The organism is Marinomonas primoryensis, assembly GCF_013372285.1.
Taxonomy (GTDB): domain Bacteria; phylum Pseudomonadota; class Gammaproteobacteria; order Pseudomonadales; family Marinomonadaceae; genus Marinomonas; species Marinomonas primoryensis.
Window position 1 is genome coordinate 1,775,027 of record NZ_CP054301.1, and the last position, 16,865, is coordinate 1,791,891.

General features: G+C 42.6%; 13 protein-coding genes and 1 tRNA gene. 10 read left to right on the forward strand and 4 right to left on the reverse strand.

Features of this window, described 5'->3' with window-relative positions:
• The first annotated feature begins 1 nt into the window (after nucleotide 1).
• From MP3633_RS08120 to MP3633_RS08165, 10 genes are all read left to right on the forward strand, one after another.
• Complete coding sequence (locus tag MP3633_RS08120; RefSeq protein ID WP_176335161.1) at nucleotides 2-1,087, forward strand: WD40/YVTN/BNR-like repeat-containing protein; 1,086 nt, start codon at nucleotides 2-4, stop codon at nucleotides 1,085-1,087.
• Nucleotides 1,084-3,483, forward strand: coding sequence for an efflux RND transporter permease subunit (locus tag MP3633_RS08125; RefSeq protein WP_176335162.1), 2,400 nt, complete (start codon nucleotides 1,084-1,086; stop codon nucleotides 3,481-3,483). The genes MP3633_RS08120 and MP3633_RS08125 overlap by 4 nt, the downstream gene beginning before the upstream one ends.
• Nucleotides 3,483-3,845 carry a Rieske (2Fe-2S) protein gene (locus tag MP3633_RS08130; RefSeq protein WP_176335163.1) on the forward strand — a complete coding sequence of 121 codons (363 nt, stop codon included), beginning with the start codon at nucleotides 3,483-3,485 and terminating at the stop codon, nucleotides 3,843-3,845. Before MP3633_RS08125 ends, MP3633_RS08130 begins: the two co-directional genes overlap by 1 nt.
• A gap of 32 nt (nucleotides 3,846-3,877) precedes the next feature.
• The gene (locus MP3633_RS08135) at nucleotides 3,878-5,008 is read left to right on the forward strand and encodes an FAD-dependent oxidoreductase (protein WP_176335164.1); all 1,131 of its coding nucleotides are present in this window, start codon (nucleotides 3,878-3,880) and stop codon (nucleotides 5,006-5,008) included.
• A 90-nt stretch (nucleotides 5,009-5,098) separates the two neighbouring features.
• Nucleotides 5,099-5,677, forward strand: a complete 579-nt coding sequence (locus MP3633_RS08140) for a cupin domain-containing protein (protein ID WP_176335165.1) — start codon at nucleotides 5,099-5,101, stop codon at nucleotides 5,675-5,677.
• Between the two features lie 11 nt (nucleotides 5,678-5,688).
• Nucleotides 5,689-6,672 (forward strand): fumarylacetoacetate hydrolase family protein, encoded by a 984-nt coding sequence (locus tag MP3633_RS08145; protein ID WP_176335166.1) that lies wholly within the window; start codon nucleotides 5,689-5,691, stop codon nucleotides 6,670-6,672.
• A 14-nt stretch (nucleotides 6,673-6,686) separates the two neighbouring features.
• Nucleotides 6,687-7,655 (forward strand): NAD-dependent epimerase/dehydratase family protein, encoded by a 969-nt coding sequence (locus MP3633_RS08150; RefSeq protein ID WP_176335167.1) that lies wholly within the window; start codon nucleotides 6,687-6,689, stop codon nucleotides 7,653-7,655.
• Nucleotides 7,652-8,404: an SDR family NAD(P)-dependent oxidoreductase gene (locus tag MP3633_RS08155; protein WP_217909066.1), complete on the forward strand. Its 753-nt coding sequence runs from the start codon at nucleotides 7,652-7,654 to the stop codon at nucleotides 8,402-8,404. The genes MP3633_RS08150 and MP3633_RS08155 overlap by 4 nt, the downstream gene beginning before the upstream one ends.
• Before the next feature lie 622 nt (nucleotides 8,405-9,026).
• Nucleotides 9,027-9,103: transfer RNA gene (locus tag MP3633_RS08160), tRNA-Asp, on the forward strand.
• A gap of 364 nt (nucleotides 9,104-9,467) precedes the next feature.
• Nucleotides 9,468-10,772, forward strand: a complete 1,305-nt coding sequence (locus MP3633_RS08165; protein ID WP_176335168.1) for an OmpP1/FadL family transporter — start codon at nucleotides 9,468-9,470, stop codon at nucleotides 10,770-10,772.
• 110 nt (nucleotides 10,773-10,882) lie between these two features.
• Here the strand turns inward: MP3633_RS08165 and MP3633_RS08170 are convergent, their stop codons facing one another.
• The 4 genes from MP3633_RS08170 to MP3633_RS08185 all read right to left on the reverse strand — a co-directional run bounded on the left by MP3633_RS08170 (nucleotide 10,883) and on the right by MP3633_RS08185 (nucleotide 16,799).
• Nucleotides 10,883-13,135 carry a putative bifunctional diguanylate cyclase/phosphodiesterase gene (locus tag MP3633_RS08170; RefSeq protein WP_176335169.1) on the reverse strand — a complete coding sequence of 751 codons (2,253 nt, stop codon included), beginning with the start codon at nucleotides 13,133-13,135 and terminating at the stop codon, nucleotides 10,883-10,885.
• A gap of 111 nt (nucleotides 13,136-13,246) precedes the next feature.
• Nucleotides 13,247-14,353: a DUF1513 domain-containing protein gene (locus MP3633_RS08175; RefSeq protein WP_176335170.1), complete on the reverse strand. Its 1,107-nt coding sequence runs from the start codon at nucleotides 14,351-14,353 to the stop codon at nucleotides 13,247-13,249.
• A 2-nt stretch (nucleotides 14,354-14,355) separates the two neighbouring features.
• Nucleotides 14,356-15,414, reverse strand: a complete 1,059-nt coding sequence (locus MP3633_RS08180) for an imelysin family protein (protein WP_176335171.1) — start codon at nucleotides 15,412-15,414, stop codon at nucleotides 14,356-14,358.
• On the reverse strand, nucleotides 15,414-16,799 hold the full coding sequence (locus MP3633_RS08185; RefSeq protein WP_176335172.1) for a di-heme oxidoreductase family protein: 1,386 nt from the start codon (nucleotides 16,797-16,799) through the stop codon (nucleotides 15,414-15,416). Before MP3633_RS08185 ends, MP3633_RS08180 begins: the two co-directional genes overlap by 1 nt.
• Between the last annotated feature and the right edge of the window lie 66 nt (nucleotides 16,800-16,865).

Sequence of the window (16,865 nt, forward strand, 5' to 3'; positions counted from 1 at the left end):
AATGTCTAACCAGAAGAAAGAGAGACCGAGCATAGCGAGTTTCTTGCGTAAGCTCACTATGTTCACTTTGACAGCTTTTTTACTTTTTCGAATGGAAGGTGGGATTGCCGCCGTTGCTGATGCTATTGATCGTCCTGCTCTTGAGTCTAATTTGGGCGCGCATTCTGTTTTGTTGTCGGTGACATCTGTCGGTGATCATTTTGTTGCTGTTGGTGAGCGTGGTTTGATTTTGCACTCCGATGACGATGGCAAAAGCTGGCATCAGTTGTCTTCTCCAGTCAGTGTGACTTTGACTGAAGTAAGTTTTTTTGATGATGAAAATGGCTATGCCATTGGCCACGGCGGCATTGTTTTGCGTACTACAAATGGTGGTAATGATTGGAAAGTACAGCTAAATGGTCTCCAGCTAGCAGAAAAGCTACTACAACAAGCTGAAGAATCTAAAGACGAAGAATCGATTCGTCAGGCTAAATGGCTGATTGCCGACGGCCCAGACAAACCTTTTTTAGATTTGTTGGTGCTTGGACGAGATCACCTTGTGGTTGTTGGTGCTTATGGCTTTGTCTTTGAAAGTATCGATGGCGGCCAGACTTGGGCATCTTGGATGGACCGAATTGATAATCCATTTGGGTTGCACTTATACAGCATCCGTAAACAAGGTGAGCGCATACTGGTTGCAGGCGAGCAAGGTTTTGTCGCACTTTCTATGGACGATGGTCAGTCGTTCGAAACCATCGAAACGCCTTATGAAGGCAGCTTTTTTACTGCTCAGCTACTTGAGCAAGATGGAATAGTGCTGGCTGGTTTACGGGGTAATACCTTGCTATCCGATGATAATGGTCAACACTGGAAAGATATTAAAAATCCTATTAGTTCGTCGATTATGGCCTCTTTTATTCATTCTGATGGCCAAGTAATCATGGCGAATCAAGCGGGAACTTTGCTTGGTTTGAGAGAAAATCGACTCGTTCCACTTACCCGTAAGCGCCTTCCACCTTTAACCAATATGCTAGAAAAAGCGAACGGTAGTGTACTTGCTTTAAGCATCAATGGGCCTGTCTCTATTGATGTAGGAGATTTTAAATGAAACATCATACGTCTACTGCCGCTTTACCTGAGGATAAGTTTGACCCGAATTCGGGCTCCTTTATTGAACGAGTGTTATTCAATCATCGTTTAGTCGTTATTATCATTTGTGCTTTAGTAACGGGGTTATTAGGTTGGCAAGCAACTAAGCTAACTATTAATGCAAGTTTTGAAAAAACCTTACCAACACATCAAGTTTATATTCAAAACTATCTGAAATATGAAAACGAGTTAACCGGTTTAGGCAATGCGTTACGGATTGCCGTAGTGAACCCTAATGGCAGTATTTATGATGCTCATTATCTAGAGTTATTACGTCAACTCAGTGATGAAGTGTTTTTATTGCCTGGTGTAGACCGAGTGCAAATGACATCACTTTGGACGCCTTCAACACGCTGGATTGGGGTAACCGAAGAAGGTTTAGATGGCGGTCCAGTCATTCCAGAAGGTTACGATGGCTCTCCTGCTAGTTTGCAAATATTGAAAGCTAACGTAGCGCGTTCGGGGCAAATTGGTCAATTGATCGCGGCAGATGAAGAATCCACTATCATCTACATGCCATTGCTGAATCAAGATGCCACTGGTGAAGCCTTAGATTACGCAAAATATTCCAAGGTGCTTGAAGACCTTCGAACTAAGTATCAAGCCGAAGGTTTGGAAATCCATATAACCGGTTTCACCAAGGTAATGGGCGACTTAATCGATGGTGTACAGGCTGTTTTGTGGTTCTTCGCATTGGCGGTTTTGATCGCGACTATTATGGTGTTTTGGTATACCCGTTGTGTGCGTTCAACCTTCTTAGTGGTATTCGCTTCTATGTTAGCGGTGGTATGGCAATTGGGTATTTTGCCTACGCTAGGTTATGTATTAGATCCGTATTCGATCCTAGTGCCTTTTCTGGTGTTCGCTATTGGTATGAGCCATGGCGCGCAGAAAATGAATGGCATTATGCAGGATGTTGGCCGTGGTTTTGACAAGCTAGTGGCGGCGCGTTTTACCTTTAGACGTTTGTTTCTTGCAGGATTAACCGCGTTGTTGGCAGACGCCGTTGGTTTTGCTGTGCTGTTAGTGATCGATATTAAGGTGATTCAAGAGTTAGCCATTGCTGCCTCTATTGGGGTTGCTGTACTGATTTTTACCAATCTGATTCTTTTGCCCATCATGCTGTCTTATGTTGGTGTTGGTGAAAAAGCCGCACAACGTAGTGTGGTAAACGACATAGACCAAACCAGTGCGAAAAAACTGCCTGCATTATGGGTGTTTTTAGATAAGTTTACCCAGCGTAAATGGGCAACGGGCGCTTTAATAGTAGGTGCAGTGCTGGCAGTTGGGGCATTTTCGCTAAGTACCCAATTGAAGATTGGCGATCTTGATCAAGGGGCTCCTGAACTACGTCAAGACAGCCGTTACAATCAAGATATCGCCTTTATGAATCAGCACTATGGCGCTTCCAGTGATGTGGTGGCGATCATGGTAAAAACGCCTGACGGTCAATGTTCTCAATACGATACCCTGAAAAAAATAGACGCACTTGAGTGGCAATTACGTCAGCTTCCTAGCGTGGAATCAACGAACTCTTTGGCTCTATTATCTCGTCGTGTGTTGTCTGGCTTAAATGAAGGCAACCCTAAATGGTACGAGTTTTTACCTAACCAAAGTATGTTGAATTACATTACGGCGGGCGCACCACGAGGTTTGTACAACAGCAGCTGCAATCTGTTGACCGTTTATGTCTATCTACAAGATCACAAAGCAGACACCTTGAGCAACATTGTTAATCATGTGGAAGCTTTTGCTAAAGACAATAATACCGACGATGTGCAGTTTCTATTAGCTGCGGGTAGTGCAGGTATTCAAGCGGCGACCAATATCTCCGTAAAAGCCGCTTGGTATCAAATGCTGTTCCTTGTTTATGGCGCTGTGGCTTTACTGTCTCTTATTACTTTCCGTTCTTTTAAAGCCGTTATTGTGGCGCTTCTTCCTTTGATGCTGACCTCCATTATGGTCGAAGCCTTGATGGTGCAATTAGGCATGGGCGTGAAAGTTGCCACTTTGCCAGTTATCGCTTTAGGGGTCGGTATTGGTATCGATTACGCCTTATATATCTTGTCCATTACCTTGGTTGGATTACGTCAAGGTAGCAGCTTATCTCAGTCTTACTTAAGAGCGCTTAATTTCACCGGCAAAGTCGTGATGTTAACCGGTGTGACCTTGTCTGTAGGGGTGATTACTTGGATAGCTAGCCCGATTAAGTTCCAAGCGGACATGGGGTTATTACTGGCGTTTATGTTCATTTGGAACATGTTAGGGGCTCTGATTTTATTACCTGCTCTTGCGCATTTTCTGCTTAAGCCAAAATACGCTAATAGCGAAGACTCCAAAAGTGAGGTGTTGTGATGATGTTGACTGAAAACGGCGCTGTACTTTGTCATGTTGATGATCTTAAAGAAGGCGGCACGAAAGGCTTTTTAGAAAACGAGGCCGGGCAGGATTTGCTATTCGTGGTGAAATTTAACGACGAATTTTATGGCTGGCGAAATGCTTGTCCTCATGTGAATAACGCACCGATGGCATGGCGTAAAGATGCTTATATGGATGCTAAAAAGCAACATGTTGCTTGTCATGCTCATGGTGCCTTATTTGAGCCTGATTCTGGGTTGTGTATTCAGGGGCCTTGCCTTGGCAAGACGCTAGAAAAAGTACCTGTTTATGTTAATTCGATGGGCATGGTCTCAATTTTATTAACAGACATTAATTAATTCTACTGACAACAAAAATAAGGAGTCATTAAATGGCTGCAGTAAATAAAGTATTGGTCATTGGTGGTGGTTTCTCCGGTATGGCCACAGCAATTAAAATGCGCAGTCATGGCATTCAAGTTGATCTTGTTGAGATTGATCCTGAATGGTGTGAGTTGGGCGCTGGTATCAGCATTAATGGCGCGTCTATGCGTGCATTAGAAAACCTTGGGCTGTATCAGCAAGTTGTTGAACAAGGTTGTGTGACCGATGGAGTCGCTATTCACCTAGCTCATGGTCCTTTAATTATGGAGCTACCAACGCCAAGCCCAGTTGGTTCCTCTGTGGGAGGCAGTGGCGGTATTTTTCGTCCGACTCTCGCTCGCATTATGTCTACTGCGACACTTGAGTCTGGTGTCAATGTCCGCTTGGGCTGCACTTATACAGACATTCAACAGAATGAATCTGGCGCAGTTGTGGCTTTTACCGATGGAAGTACGCACGACTATGATCTTGTTGTTGGTGCAGACGGCGTACACTCAAAAATACGCAAAGAATTCTTCCCTGAAGTGGCTGATCCTGAATACATAGGTCAGGGCGTGTGGCGTGCGATTATGCCACGTACCGCTGAGATCAATCGCGTGACCATGTGGATGGGCGATCACCTTAAGCTTGGTGTAAACCCAGTATCTGATACTCATATGTATATGTTTATTACGGAAGATCGTCCTACGAAAGAACACATCGATAAAGAAACGTGGCCACAAATTTTCGCAGGCTTGATGGAACATTTTCCTAATCCAATTATAAAAGCGTTGATTCCACATGCATTAAAAGAAGAGGCAAACATTGACTACCGTCCGCTTGCTAATTTGCTGGTTAAAACACCTTGGAACAAAGGTCGTCTAGTGATGATTGGTGATACGGTTGCCGCGACGACTCCTCATCTTGCGTCTGGCGCAGGTATTGGTATCGAAAGCGGTATCGTATTAGCGGATGAGTTGGCGGCGAATGATGATGTTCAGGTGGCGCTTGATAAGTTTCATGATCGTCGTTGGGATCGTTGTCGCATGGTGGTCGAAAACTCCGCTCGCTTGTGCCATATCGAGATTCATGGTGGCGATAAAGCCGAACACTCAAAAATTATGGGACAGTCACTAATAGCGTTAAGTCAGCCTATTTAAAAACTCCCTTGGGCAGTGTGACGCGCTTGTGTTCACTGCCATTTTTTATTTTTTGTTATGTGTGCTTTTTAACATTAGAGAGGTTACTCCGTGAGTTTTCCCGATATTTACCGTGTGGTCACGGGTCATGATGAAAATGGTAACGCGATTATTTTAGAAAAAGGTCCACTTAATACTGTGATGGACCTTGAAGCGGTTCCAGGCACTAAGTTTCATGAAGTATGGAACACTAGCGATACACCGGCACCTATCACCAATGCTCAAACCGACCCAACTCTGGGACCAGTAGTTTTACCACCGATGAAAGCGGGCACTCGAATTCGCTTTGTTGATATTCCGCCTGACACTGAGGAGTTTTTGACTCAGGGGGAAGGCAAGATGAAAGATATGTTTTCAAAAGTCGGAGATGAAGATGCCTCCACAGTAAAAGAAGATTCTCCTCATCCTTTGATGCATCGTACTGAGTCAGTGGATTATGGCATTGTTATTGAAGGCGAGTTGACCTTGATTGTTGATAATGGCGAAGCAATTTTAAAGCCCGGTAGTGTCGTTATTCAGCGTGGTACTAACCATGCGTGGGCGAATCGCTCAGGAAAAATGTGCCGTATTTTATTCATCCTAATCGGTGGACAGTACGACGATCAATTGGCTAACGCCTTAACTAAATAAGGAGTCATAAAATGAAATTTGCAACCCTACCAAATGGCACCTTAGATGGTCGTCTAGTCGTTGTTTCAAAAGATTTAACCAAAGCTGTCGACGCCACAGTTATTGCGCCTAACTTATTATCAGTAGTACAAAATTGGCAAGAAAAAGCCGCCGATCTTCAAGCTTTGTACGACTTATTAAACGCAGGAAAAGTTGATGCTGCTTTTGATTTTGATCCGTCTACTTGCCTTGCTCCGCTGCCAAGAAGTTCGCAGTGGTTAGACGGCTCTGCGTTTATCAATCATGGTAAATTGATGGAAGAAGCGTTTAATACTAAGCCTATTCCCGATTTCGACACCATTCCGGTGATGTACCAAGGTGCGAGCGATGATTTTCAAGGTCCAACTGCAGATATTCTGATGCCAAATGAAGAGGATGGTATCGACTTTGAAGGCGAGTTTGGTGTAATTACAGGGCCAGTACCTATGGCGGCAACTCTGAACGAAGCGGCTCAGGCGATTTGTTTGTTGGTACAAATAAACGATTGGAGTCTACGATCGTTTGGGCCTCGTGAAATGGCAACGGGATTTGGTTTTATACAAGCCAAGCCATCATCAAGTTTTGCACCGGTTGCGGTTACTCCTGATGAACTGGGGGATGCTTGGAAAAATGGACGCTTTAATTTGCATCTTAACATCACATGGAATAGTGAGCGTTTTGGTGAACCGCATGGTAGTGAAATGAATTTTTCTTTCCCTGAGTTGATCGCTCATGCGGCACGAACTCGCAAATTAAATGCAGGCTGTGTCATAGGATCGGGTACCGTTTCCAATAAATCTCGAGATGCAGGATCAGCGTGTATAGCTGAACGGCGAGTTATTGAGAAAATCGATCTTGGTGAGATTAAAACTCAGTATATGCGTTTTGGTGACAGTGTCCGTATGCAGGCGAAATTTGATGATGGTCGCGATGGCCCATTTGGCGTGATCGAGCAAAAAGTCATAGCGAACAAATAAATAAGGGCTGTCAGATGCATGTATTAATTACGGGCGCAAATGGCTTTGTTGGACAATCGCTGGCAAACCATATCCTGTCCCAAGGCTGTGTTGGAGAAAGCAAGGTCTCGCGTTTGACCTTGCTAGATCGTCAGTTTGATGAGGCTGTTGATAGCTCATCACTCGATTTGGTGGTTGAGCAACATAGCGGTGACCTTGCAGACGATCAATGGCTGAAAGACACACTGGGGCGTTTCCCTATGGATGTTATTTACCATCTGGCCAGTATTCCCGGTGGCATGGCGGAAAAAAATGATCAGCTCGGTCGCAGTGTGAATATTGATGCCACGATGACCTTACTTGATATCTGCAAAAATCAAACGGAATCGATAGGACACAAACCTGTATTGGTGTTCGCTAGTAGCATTGCGGTCTTTGGCATCATGCCTGATTTGGTCAACGATGATACTCCGCTGAAACCTCAGATGAGTTATGGCGCCCATAAAATCGTTGGTGAGGTGATGATTAATGACTTTAGTCGCCGTGGCTGGGTCGATGGTCGCTCATTACGTTTGCCTGGTGTATTGGCTCGTCCTCCAGCTGAAACTGGTCAATTGTCGGCTTTTCTTAGCGATATTATTCGTGAGTTATCCCAAGGTCATACTTTCGTTTGCCCTATGTCAGCACAAGCAAAAACATGGGCATCGTCTTTACCAAACATTATTGAAAACCTTATGCATGGCGCAGCGGTAGAAGAAAGCAAACTAAAGGCGACTAGAACCTTTACCTTACCCACTCTCTGTTTCAGCATGGCAGAAATGGTCGATGCTATTGGCTCGGTTTATAAGCAAAACGCGAAAGAGCTCGTTAGCTATGAACCAAATCCAATGATTGAAAACTTGTTTGGGCGCTTTCCACCGCTAGAAACCCCTTCTGCCGATGAAGTGGGTTTTAAGCATGATGGCGATCTTAATAAGCTAGTAGAACGGGCTTTATTAAAATGAACATGAATACGCTATTTTCGCTACAAGATAAGGTCGTACTGGTTACTGGCGCATCCGGTGGATTAGGTTCGGCCATTGTCGATACTATGGCCGCTTATGGCGCTAAGGTTATTGCTTCCGATCGGACAAACCAGTATGTCGCGAAAAGTGGCGTGGTTTTTATTGCTTGTGATCTAAGTCGTAACGAGGACATCGATAAACTGGTTGAACAAGCCAAGACGGTTTACGGCCGTATTGATGTTTTTGTGTCGAATGCTGGCGTACAAGGGCCGGCTGGTCCAATAGAATTGATCACCGATGACGACTGGGATTTGGTCATGTCGATCAATCTAAAAAGTGCATTACGACTTTGCTCTGCGTTGATTCCTGATATGGCTGAACGCGGGCAAGGGTCCGTGATTTTAATGTCTAGTATTGCCGGATTAAGAGGTAATAAAGCCATTGGGCTCTATAGTTTATCGAAGGCTGGATTGGCTCAGTTAGCGCGGAATTTAGCTGTTGAGTGGGGACCTAAAGGGGTTCGAGTGAACGCCATTTCTCCCGGCTTGATTCGTACGCCTTTGGCCTCTGAGTTACTTAAAAACGAGCAATTTATGCAGCGCCGATTGCTCAGCACCCCACTTCGTCGAGTCGGTGAACCAGAAGAAATTGCCGGCGTGGCTGTGATGCTGGCAAGTAGGGCGGGTGGCTTTATTTCTGGGCAAAATATCGTTGTAGATGGAGGTACTATTATCAGCGATGGCAATTAATAGATGGGTTGAGACAGTATGATAGAAAACTGTAGAGTCTGGGAAGTCCATTTTGATTTAGGTAGTAGTGTCAAGTATCTCGTATGTGTGAATTAGTCAATCATGTACATAAGATTTACCGACAGTCCATTGACTGGCTGAGTTGGAGCTTCACACTTAATAATGAAAAAAAGAGACAAACAAATAGGTGCCTGGTAAAGCCTTTAAGTCGCTGCCAGCCATGTTATTTTATCACTATAATTATCGAACAAATTCTGGAAAGTCCGGCAGGCTATTTTTAAAAAAGATTAGACAATACATTTGGTTAGTGTAATATACGCCCCGTCTTCAAGCGAAGGTATTTTTTACATATTTGTAATTATGTTTTTCTTGTTAAGATGTGTGGCCAGATATTTTTTTCTTTAATCATAAAGATAAGTAACTTTATCTTTATGATTAAAGAAAATATAAAATGTTTTGTTGATTTATAAGGTTTTTCTTGTATATTTGCATTTAAGGTCATTTTGGGTTGGATAGTGTAACTTTTTTTTCGCACTTACAAGGCGAATGTTCTAACCTCTCTACACCCACCACTAACTAGACAGTGGGCTTGGTCAAACAAGCAAAAGAACTAGATCGTGTTGGAGTGGTAGTTCAGTTGGTTAGAATACCTGCCTGTCACGCAGGGGGTCGCGGGTTCGAGTCCCGTCCATTCCGCCATTTCATGTTGCTTTTACAGTAATGTGGTTAATGGCAAAGCGTTACCGTTTTACAAGCCTTTCATTTGTTCAATTCATTCTGTATATATCAAGCCTTTGTCTTAGAGTCTATTTGTCATTTCAGGCATTTTTAATTATTCGTACCCTAGATTTCCCTCATTTTCTTGCCTTTAACTGTTTCTCCTTGTTGTTCTCAAGTTATTTTGTGTAATTTTTATCCATATTAGTATGATATTTTTTCAATATTGTATTGCGGAAGAAATACTTACTGGTAATATCAGGTTATGGGCTTCTATAATAGAAGCGTATAAGTGATTTGATAATAGAAAATAAAATTCCCAATAAAAATAACAACGGAGCTTATTATGACTACCTCCTCAAAATTCTTGTTTAGAGCAAGCCTTGTTGCCGCCTCTGTGGCTGCTGCATCTTCCGCGTATTCAGCGGGTTTTGCTCTAAATGATCATAGTGCGACAGCCTCGGGTAAAGCGTTAGCAGGTGTAGCAGCTTCTAATGAAGATATCTCTGCCAGTTTCTGGAACCCTGCGCTCTTTGTAAATGCCCAAGATACAACTGTTTTTGTGTCGGGAGCTTATGTCATGCCAAGTATGGATGTGACAAATATTTCTGCCAATAATGCAACTGCCGCTGGGGGATCATCTATAACTGGGTCTTCAACAAACAGCGACTCTGTTAATAATACGTTAGTGCCTTCTTTTTATCTTGCTAAGCCTTTATCAGATAAGACTGTGGCGGGCATTTCACTAAATGTTCCTTTTGGCTTATCAGGCGATTATGGCCAGGATTGGGCAGGGCGTTTTCATGCAACTGAAACTGCTGTACAAGATATCGCTTTGAGCTTTTCGTTAGCTCACCGTATGAATGATTGGGTATCAGTTGGTGCTAGTGTGCAGGTTCATAAAGCTGAGATTGTTTTAGAATCTGGTGTTGGATCTACTGTTGCGTTAGCTGGGGGAGAAGGTGTTGGCCGAATTGAAGCCGATGATACTGGTTATGGCTACAGCTTAGGTGTTGCTTTGGAACCAAAAAAAGGTACTAGAATTGGTTTGGGTTATCGAAGTGAAGTGGATTTTGATTTTAAAGGTGATGTTAAATATACGGGGGTTTCTACCGGCTTGTCTACCGCTAAAGGTTTAGTTGATGCTAATGTGAGTGATTCGGTAACGTTACCTTCTGTGCTTACCTTAGGTTTAGAGCAAGATTTAACGCCTAAATTAACTCTTGGTTTAACAGCAATAAAAACAGGTTGGGGATCTCTTGATGGCCTAAATATTAACTTTGATAGTTCTCAATCAAATTCAGTTCTCACTTTTGGCTTTGAAGATCAGTGGATGTATTCAGCGGGTTTGACCTATGATTATTCTGATAAGCTGACCTTGCGTACTGGTGTGGCGATGGATAATTCACCAGTGACTGATGAGTATCGTTCAGCTCGAACACCGGATGGTGATCGTAAATGGATATCTATTGGTGGGACTTATGACTTTAATGACATGACATCTGCTACCTTTGCCTTTACTCACGTGATGATTGAAGATGTGTCCGTAAATCGTACAAACTTAACGGAAGATGCAAGTCGAGGAAAGCTAAAAGCTGATTATGAATCATCTGCGAATGTTGTCTCTGTTGCTATGAACATGGCGTTCTAAATTCGTTAATCTATTTTTTAATAGAAAAAGCCAGAGTTCGATTATGAACTCTGGCTTTTTTGTGTCTGTCGTTTGAGGGGGGGATGATTATTTGATGAAGTCAACCAATGCTAATAGACCATGCGTAATTCTTTTGCTTTTGCGTTGTCTTTTGCGGTCCAGTCGGACAGTGGTGAAGGCTTAGCGAAGTAGTACCCTTGTAATGTGTGGCAGCCAAGAGCTGCCAATAAATTAGCTTGCTCTTTCGTTTCTATGCCTTCCGCGATGACTTTCATGTTAAGTGATTCAGCAAGCTGTATGGTGGACTTCACGATATCAATATGGCGTTGATCTCCCGGAAGAGGTGAGATAAAACGACGATCTATCTTAAGTATATCCGCAGGGATGTCGACAAGTTGTCCTAATGAGGCTTGCCCCGTTCCAAAATCATCAATGGCGATAGAGTAACCATACTGAGATAAGCTTCTTAGGCGCTTATGTATTAATGGGTGAGTCATCACTGAACTGGTTTCGGTGATCTCTAGTTCTAGCATGTTGGTTAGCCAGGGGTTATCTGCAATCAATGTCATTAACAAGGCAAAGAAACCATCATTCATGAGTTCTTGGCCTGCTAGGTTAAAGGCGATGGGTGTATGTATGTGTTCTTTTTGCCACTGCGAGAGTGTCACAACAAGCTCTCGTACTAGGTTTTCAGCCAGAAGTGGAAGTAAGCCTAAATCTTCTGCGATTTTAATGAAGGAAGTAGGGGGGATGAACTTTCCATTATTTTGCCATCTAGCGAGCGCTTCAAACGAACAAATTTGCCCATTTGGTGTTACTTGAGGTTGTAGCCAAATACTTATTTCTTTATTTTTAATAGCAGTGCTGAGCTTTAGGCCAAGCTTGTGTTCTTCAATTAGCTTATTTTCAAGGTTGTGGTTGTAGTACGAAAATCGATCTATGCTCGTTGAATACTCTAACGCCATCTCACAATGTTCTAATAGTTCTTCTGCTGTCTTACCATCGGTATGGTAGTAAGCGATGCCGACATGATAGTCCATATTCAATCTACTGCCATCAACCGTTATCTGGCTAGGTAAAATGGAATGGATAAGGGTCGATAACTTCTTCTGGATTAGATACGTCTGTCCTAGTGGTACGAAGCAAGAAAATTTCACGCCTCTCAGGCGTCCAATAATTGCTTGCTCTGACAACCTCTTTTGAAGCATTTTTGAAAAATTGAGAATAACTTTATTTGCGCTGTCTTTACCATATTGCTTGTTGAGCAATTTAAAATGGCTGATTCGAATAATAAACATGGCGCCTGTTAGATGGCTATCTTGCTCATCTATACGTTGATTTACCTGATGACAAAAATGCCTGTGGTTGGGTAACAGAGTAAGTAAATCAAAGTGTGCTAAGCGACTGTTGGTTTGTTGAGTGCTTTCTAGTTCTTGCTGTATTGCGCGTAATTGTGTGGTGTTTTGTAGGTGGAGAACATAATGGCCATGTTGGGTTAACGCCGCTCTGCGAATTTCAATATGAATATTGGTTTTTTGTTTTAATGTGCATTCAGCGACATTGGATTGCCAGAAAAATCTTCCAGTGTCGCCAAGCGGAGACAACCAATCGGTAATGGTTGAATCAGGAAGATATTTTTGTTTTGAATCGCTGATAAGGTCGCGTGCAAGTTGGTTTGCTTTTAAGATTTTGCCGCGCTGATCGCAAAGCAAAGAGGGTGTACCTGTGTTCTCAAAAAACTCCTCATACATTGCGTAGTTATCATTTAGCTTGCGATAAAGTACCTTCATGTGAGAAGCGTTACTCTCAAGGGTCTGAATGATTCGTGAAACTGCAAGGGGCAGTCCAATATTGAGTGTGACGAACGTGAGCAGTTGAAAATAAAATGATGGTGCAAGGTCTGATTGGCCGACGTTAAGACTGTCTGATGTCATTAAGAAAAAAGGATATACGTTGATTGCCATCGCGACTAAGCAGGCTCTGAAACTAAATAGCAAGCGAGTAATTAATGGGAGTGAGTACAACGAAACGAGTGCGTATTTTTCAGCATGGAACTCATCACTTAACGTTAGTAATAAAAAGCTTGTGGTTACTAATGTGAGCAGAAATAAGACTGCCGTCACTTTGGCGTATTTTTTACTAAAATAGAGCAGGCCAATCAGAAGGCAAAGATAAACACTGTTTATGCTTAAAAAAGAAAGCTCACCAGGAATGAAGAGGGAATGGAGCTCCGATATGAAAAAAATACAAACAGTAAGCGCGAGTAAGATTCTTAAGGCACTTTGCTGGAAGGTTTTTTCTTCTCGACCAAGAGGTTGATCAGAACTAACCAGAAAATAATTTTTAAGAAAATTAATAAGCATTTATCAACTTCATAATGCGAAAGAATAAGTTGTAACTATTTACAACTTTAAATAGACAGTACCTAAAAATCTTTAATTTGACTACGCTAGTTTGAAATTTAACGTAAAAAATCATGTGTTAATGCACCGAAGGTGATTGTCCCAATGAAAGTTCGGGTGTTTTTTAATCATTTTACTGGTGTTCTGTACTGGGTTGTTTTTTAGTTGTGTGCCTGTGCCGCTAGTCAATAAAAACTCATGAGCATTATCCGTTCCAATGAGCCCACAAACATCACGGCAGTTTTCTATTCCTAAAAAAGTTTTAGAGTTTACATGCCAATAGGCAACAAGGCCGCCTCTTGGGGTGCTCACAGCAAGCACTTCTCCTGATTTGTCGAAGCAAACACTGCCACAATATTGTTTAAAGCGAACCCTAACGTCTTCAGGTATAGGGAGGTATTCTATGTGTGCTTGGTTGACGCGAGATAAACCAACTAATGGTACTTGATCCCATATATCGCCTTGATATTGAAACCCTAACGCGACGGTGCCTTGTTGGTTTACATCGAGGTGTCGGATGCTCAGTTGATGTAAGTCATTACTATGGACGGACTGATTTAGTACACGGCCGTCATTAAGTGAAAGGTAGGTGACATTAGGTTTCATGGTGTCGAGGTTTAGAATGTCTCTATCATTATCTGGATGAGTCATAAGTCCACCATTGGCAATCACTAACACCTGCTGATCTAAAAATACCGATTCATGAGGGCCAATACCATTACTGCTAAAAGATTGAATTATTTCTCCGCTTGGCCATTCACGTACAAATATCTTACCTTGGCCTGTTGGGAAATGATTTTCCTGAGTGATGAGGTGTGAGCCGTCATTAGTAAAAAGGGCATGCCCATAAAAATGATGGTCTTTACTGGGCTCAATTCGTTTTATTCTTTGGTTGTTTGATACATTAAAGAAATCAATAAAGTAACCTGGCCTTCGAGCTACAATGCCAATAATGCTTTGATTAGGATGAATGAGCGGAGCATGCGCTCTATCTGTGAGTGATGTGCTCCAGACCATTTCTCCATCCCCATCAAAGACCCCAAAATAGTGCTCTTTTCTATTGATGGAATAGGCAGAGGCATATAATTTTTCATTAGTAAGCTGTTGAGTGATAGCGGCCCATGAAGGCGTCGCCATCATCGCACCGCTTAACGTCAGAAATGATCGCCTTGATAGCACCACTAGTCTCCATCTCTGCTATTAAAGCCAATTTGAAACCCCAACTGAGTCACAAGGCTGGCGAGATAGGACTGACTATTGGATATCGATTTCACCAAAGGCCTTGCAATAGAAGTACGGTCGTTATTTGGCTGGTCTGCATGGAAAAAATTATTGGGCAATTGGAGCGAAAGTTTCACATTTTGTATGAGTTGTTCATCCAGCTGTGTCGCCAGGATTGGGTTCGTCTGCTTTGCCATTGTATATAAAGAGGGAGATCCTGCGTGATAGATTTCACGATAAGATTGTAAGTTTTTTTGTATGGCTTTAAGTGACAAGTCGCTTCGATAAAACTCGGCAAGCTTCAGATTTTCTCGTCCATTGTAGCCAATCGGAGTTTCAAGCTTGGCGTCTTTGACAGCGGACATGTGTTCTATCCATTGTTGCAAAAATTGCTCTAAAGCCACTTTCTCAGGGTCAAAGCCTGTGCCTTCTTCATCAAAAACCCAGTCCTCAGCTTTCCCTTCTTGCCACTGTTTTGCCACGGCATCAGCACTCTCAAAATGATGTGCAGTGACCTTTTCAAGTAAGCGACAATGATTACTGGATTGTATGGGTTCAAAATCTGGATGGTAAAGTAGGCTTTCAACAGCGGTTAAGCCGCGCACAGCAATACTGGCTGATGTCCAGAACTTAGGGGCATCCATGACGGATGGATCGCCTTGACTCAGGGCTCTAAGTTGTCTTTGTGTTACCCCTTTTTTATCTGGCCAATATTCAAAAGCGTAATAGCGCATAAAGTAAGTGACAGGGCCAAAATTAAGCCATTGTACTTGCTGCCAGTCTAGTGCATTAGCTTGAAATGCTTCTTGAGCGTTTTGAAGTGCTTGTTCAGAAGGTGCAGCGCAAAGAGCCTCACTGCGTTGTTGTAATACTTTTGAGGATTCTGTGTAGGAATCGTACCCTTGAGTAATAACACTAGAAACAATGCCATTAAGGGGGGCTTCCCATTGGCCAGCCGATGCGAGTAAAGGAGTTGTGGCGCTAATGGCTAAAGCAACTAGCTTGGGGAAATATGTCATTAAAGCGACTCCAAAAAGTAGATGAGTTTTTTTCGATGTTCTTTGTTTAGCTGTTTATAATATTCTTTGCTGTTTTGGGCTTCGCCGCCATGCCATAGAATGGCCTCTTCAATGGTCCGAGCTCGACCATCATGTAAAAAGCCTACTCTACCAGACGTTTTTTCAGATAAACCAATTCCCCACAAAGGTGCTGTTCTCCATTCGTTTGGGGTGGCTGAAAAGCTTTGAAACCCACTGGCTAGTCCTGGTCCCATATCGTGCAAAAGCATGTCCGTAAAAGGATAAAAAGTGCGGTTGTTTAATATGGCAAAACTTGAGCTTTCACCTGTTTTCATTTTTGGAATGTGGCAGCTCGCACAGGCGCTTTGTTCAAACACTTTTTTCCCTTCAAGAAAGGTCGTATCACTTAGATTGCGCATTGCAGGTGGTGAAGACAATGAAACAAAAAGATCTACTAATCTTGATTGCTGTTGATCAACTTCTAAATTGTCTAAATGTGTACTGTTACCATTTGGGCTATCTATGCATGTTTTTTGGTATTCTGTGCAATCACCTGATGCCGAAGGGTTAAGGGGTGTCGATAAGCCTAAATCAGTATTGAATGCCAGCTGATTTTGCGCAGTTATACTGGGCGTGGCAGCTTTATAACCAAAACGACCGAGGATATTTTCGTTACCGTTACTATTGGGTATCCAGCTCACTCGACCGCTGATGCCATCACTATCTTTGTCGCTAGGATCGGCATTGGCAATAATCATATCACTTGGAATATTATCTAATAAACCCATTCCGACTAATGCAGGAGAAACAAGAAGAGTAACATCTGTACTATCCTCAAAGTCTCCATAATTCAAGCTAGTCCAATGGATATTTGGTGTTCTTAATTCGACCTTGGTTTCATCAGTTAGTGTCTCTATATGTGTACTATAAGTAAGATAGTAATCCCCTTCAGGAAGAATGCCTGGGGAGCTTTGTCCTTGGAATTGGTGGCCATAATGTTTATCACCAATATTAGGATAAATGAAATCAGCAATAGGGGAGGTATTTTTATAAGATTTGCCAAGACGGATTAGAAAAGATGGAACGGATGCGCCACTTACACCCGTTTCAGGAGCATGACCTCTACCATTATTTATATGGCAGCTATTGCAGGATCGAGTGTTATAAAGCGGACCCAAACCATCGCTGGCTGTGGTTGAAGAGGGAGAAGGCACCCAAAATTTTTGGAATACCGCTTCACCAATATAAAAATCGAGTTTGTCTTCAAGCGCAATTCCAGTAAGAGGAGATGAGTAATCACTAGCAATCGCTACGTTCTGAAAACAAAAAAAGCTGACGTAAACGCCAGCTATCAAAAAAGTAATACTTTTCAATTTTTCTGTCATAAATAGACAAATACCATTAACTGACTAAATGACACATCCTTCCTGGTATCCCATTTACATGTTTTT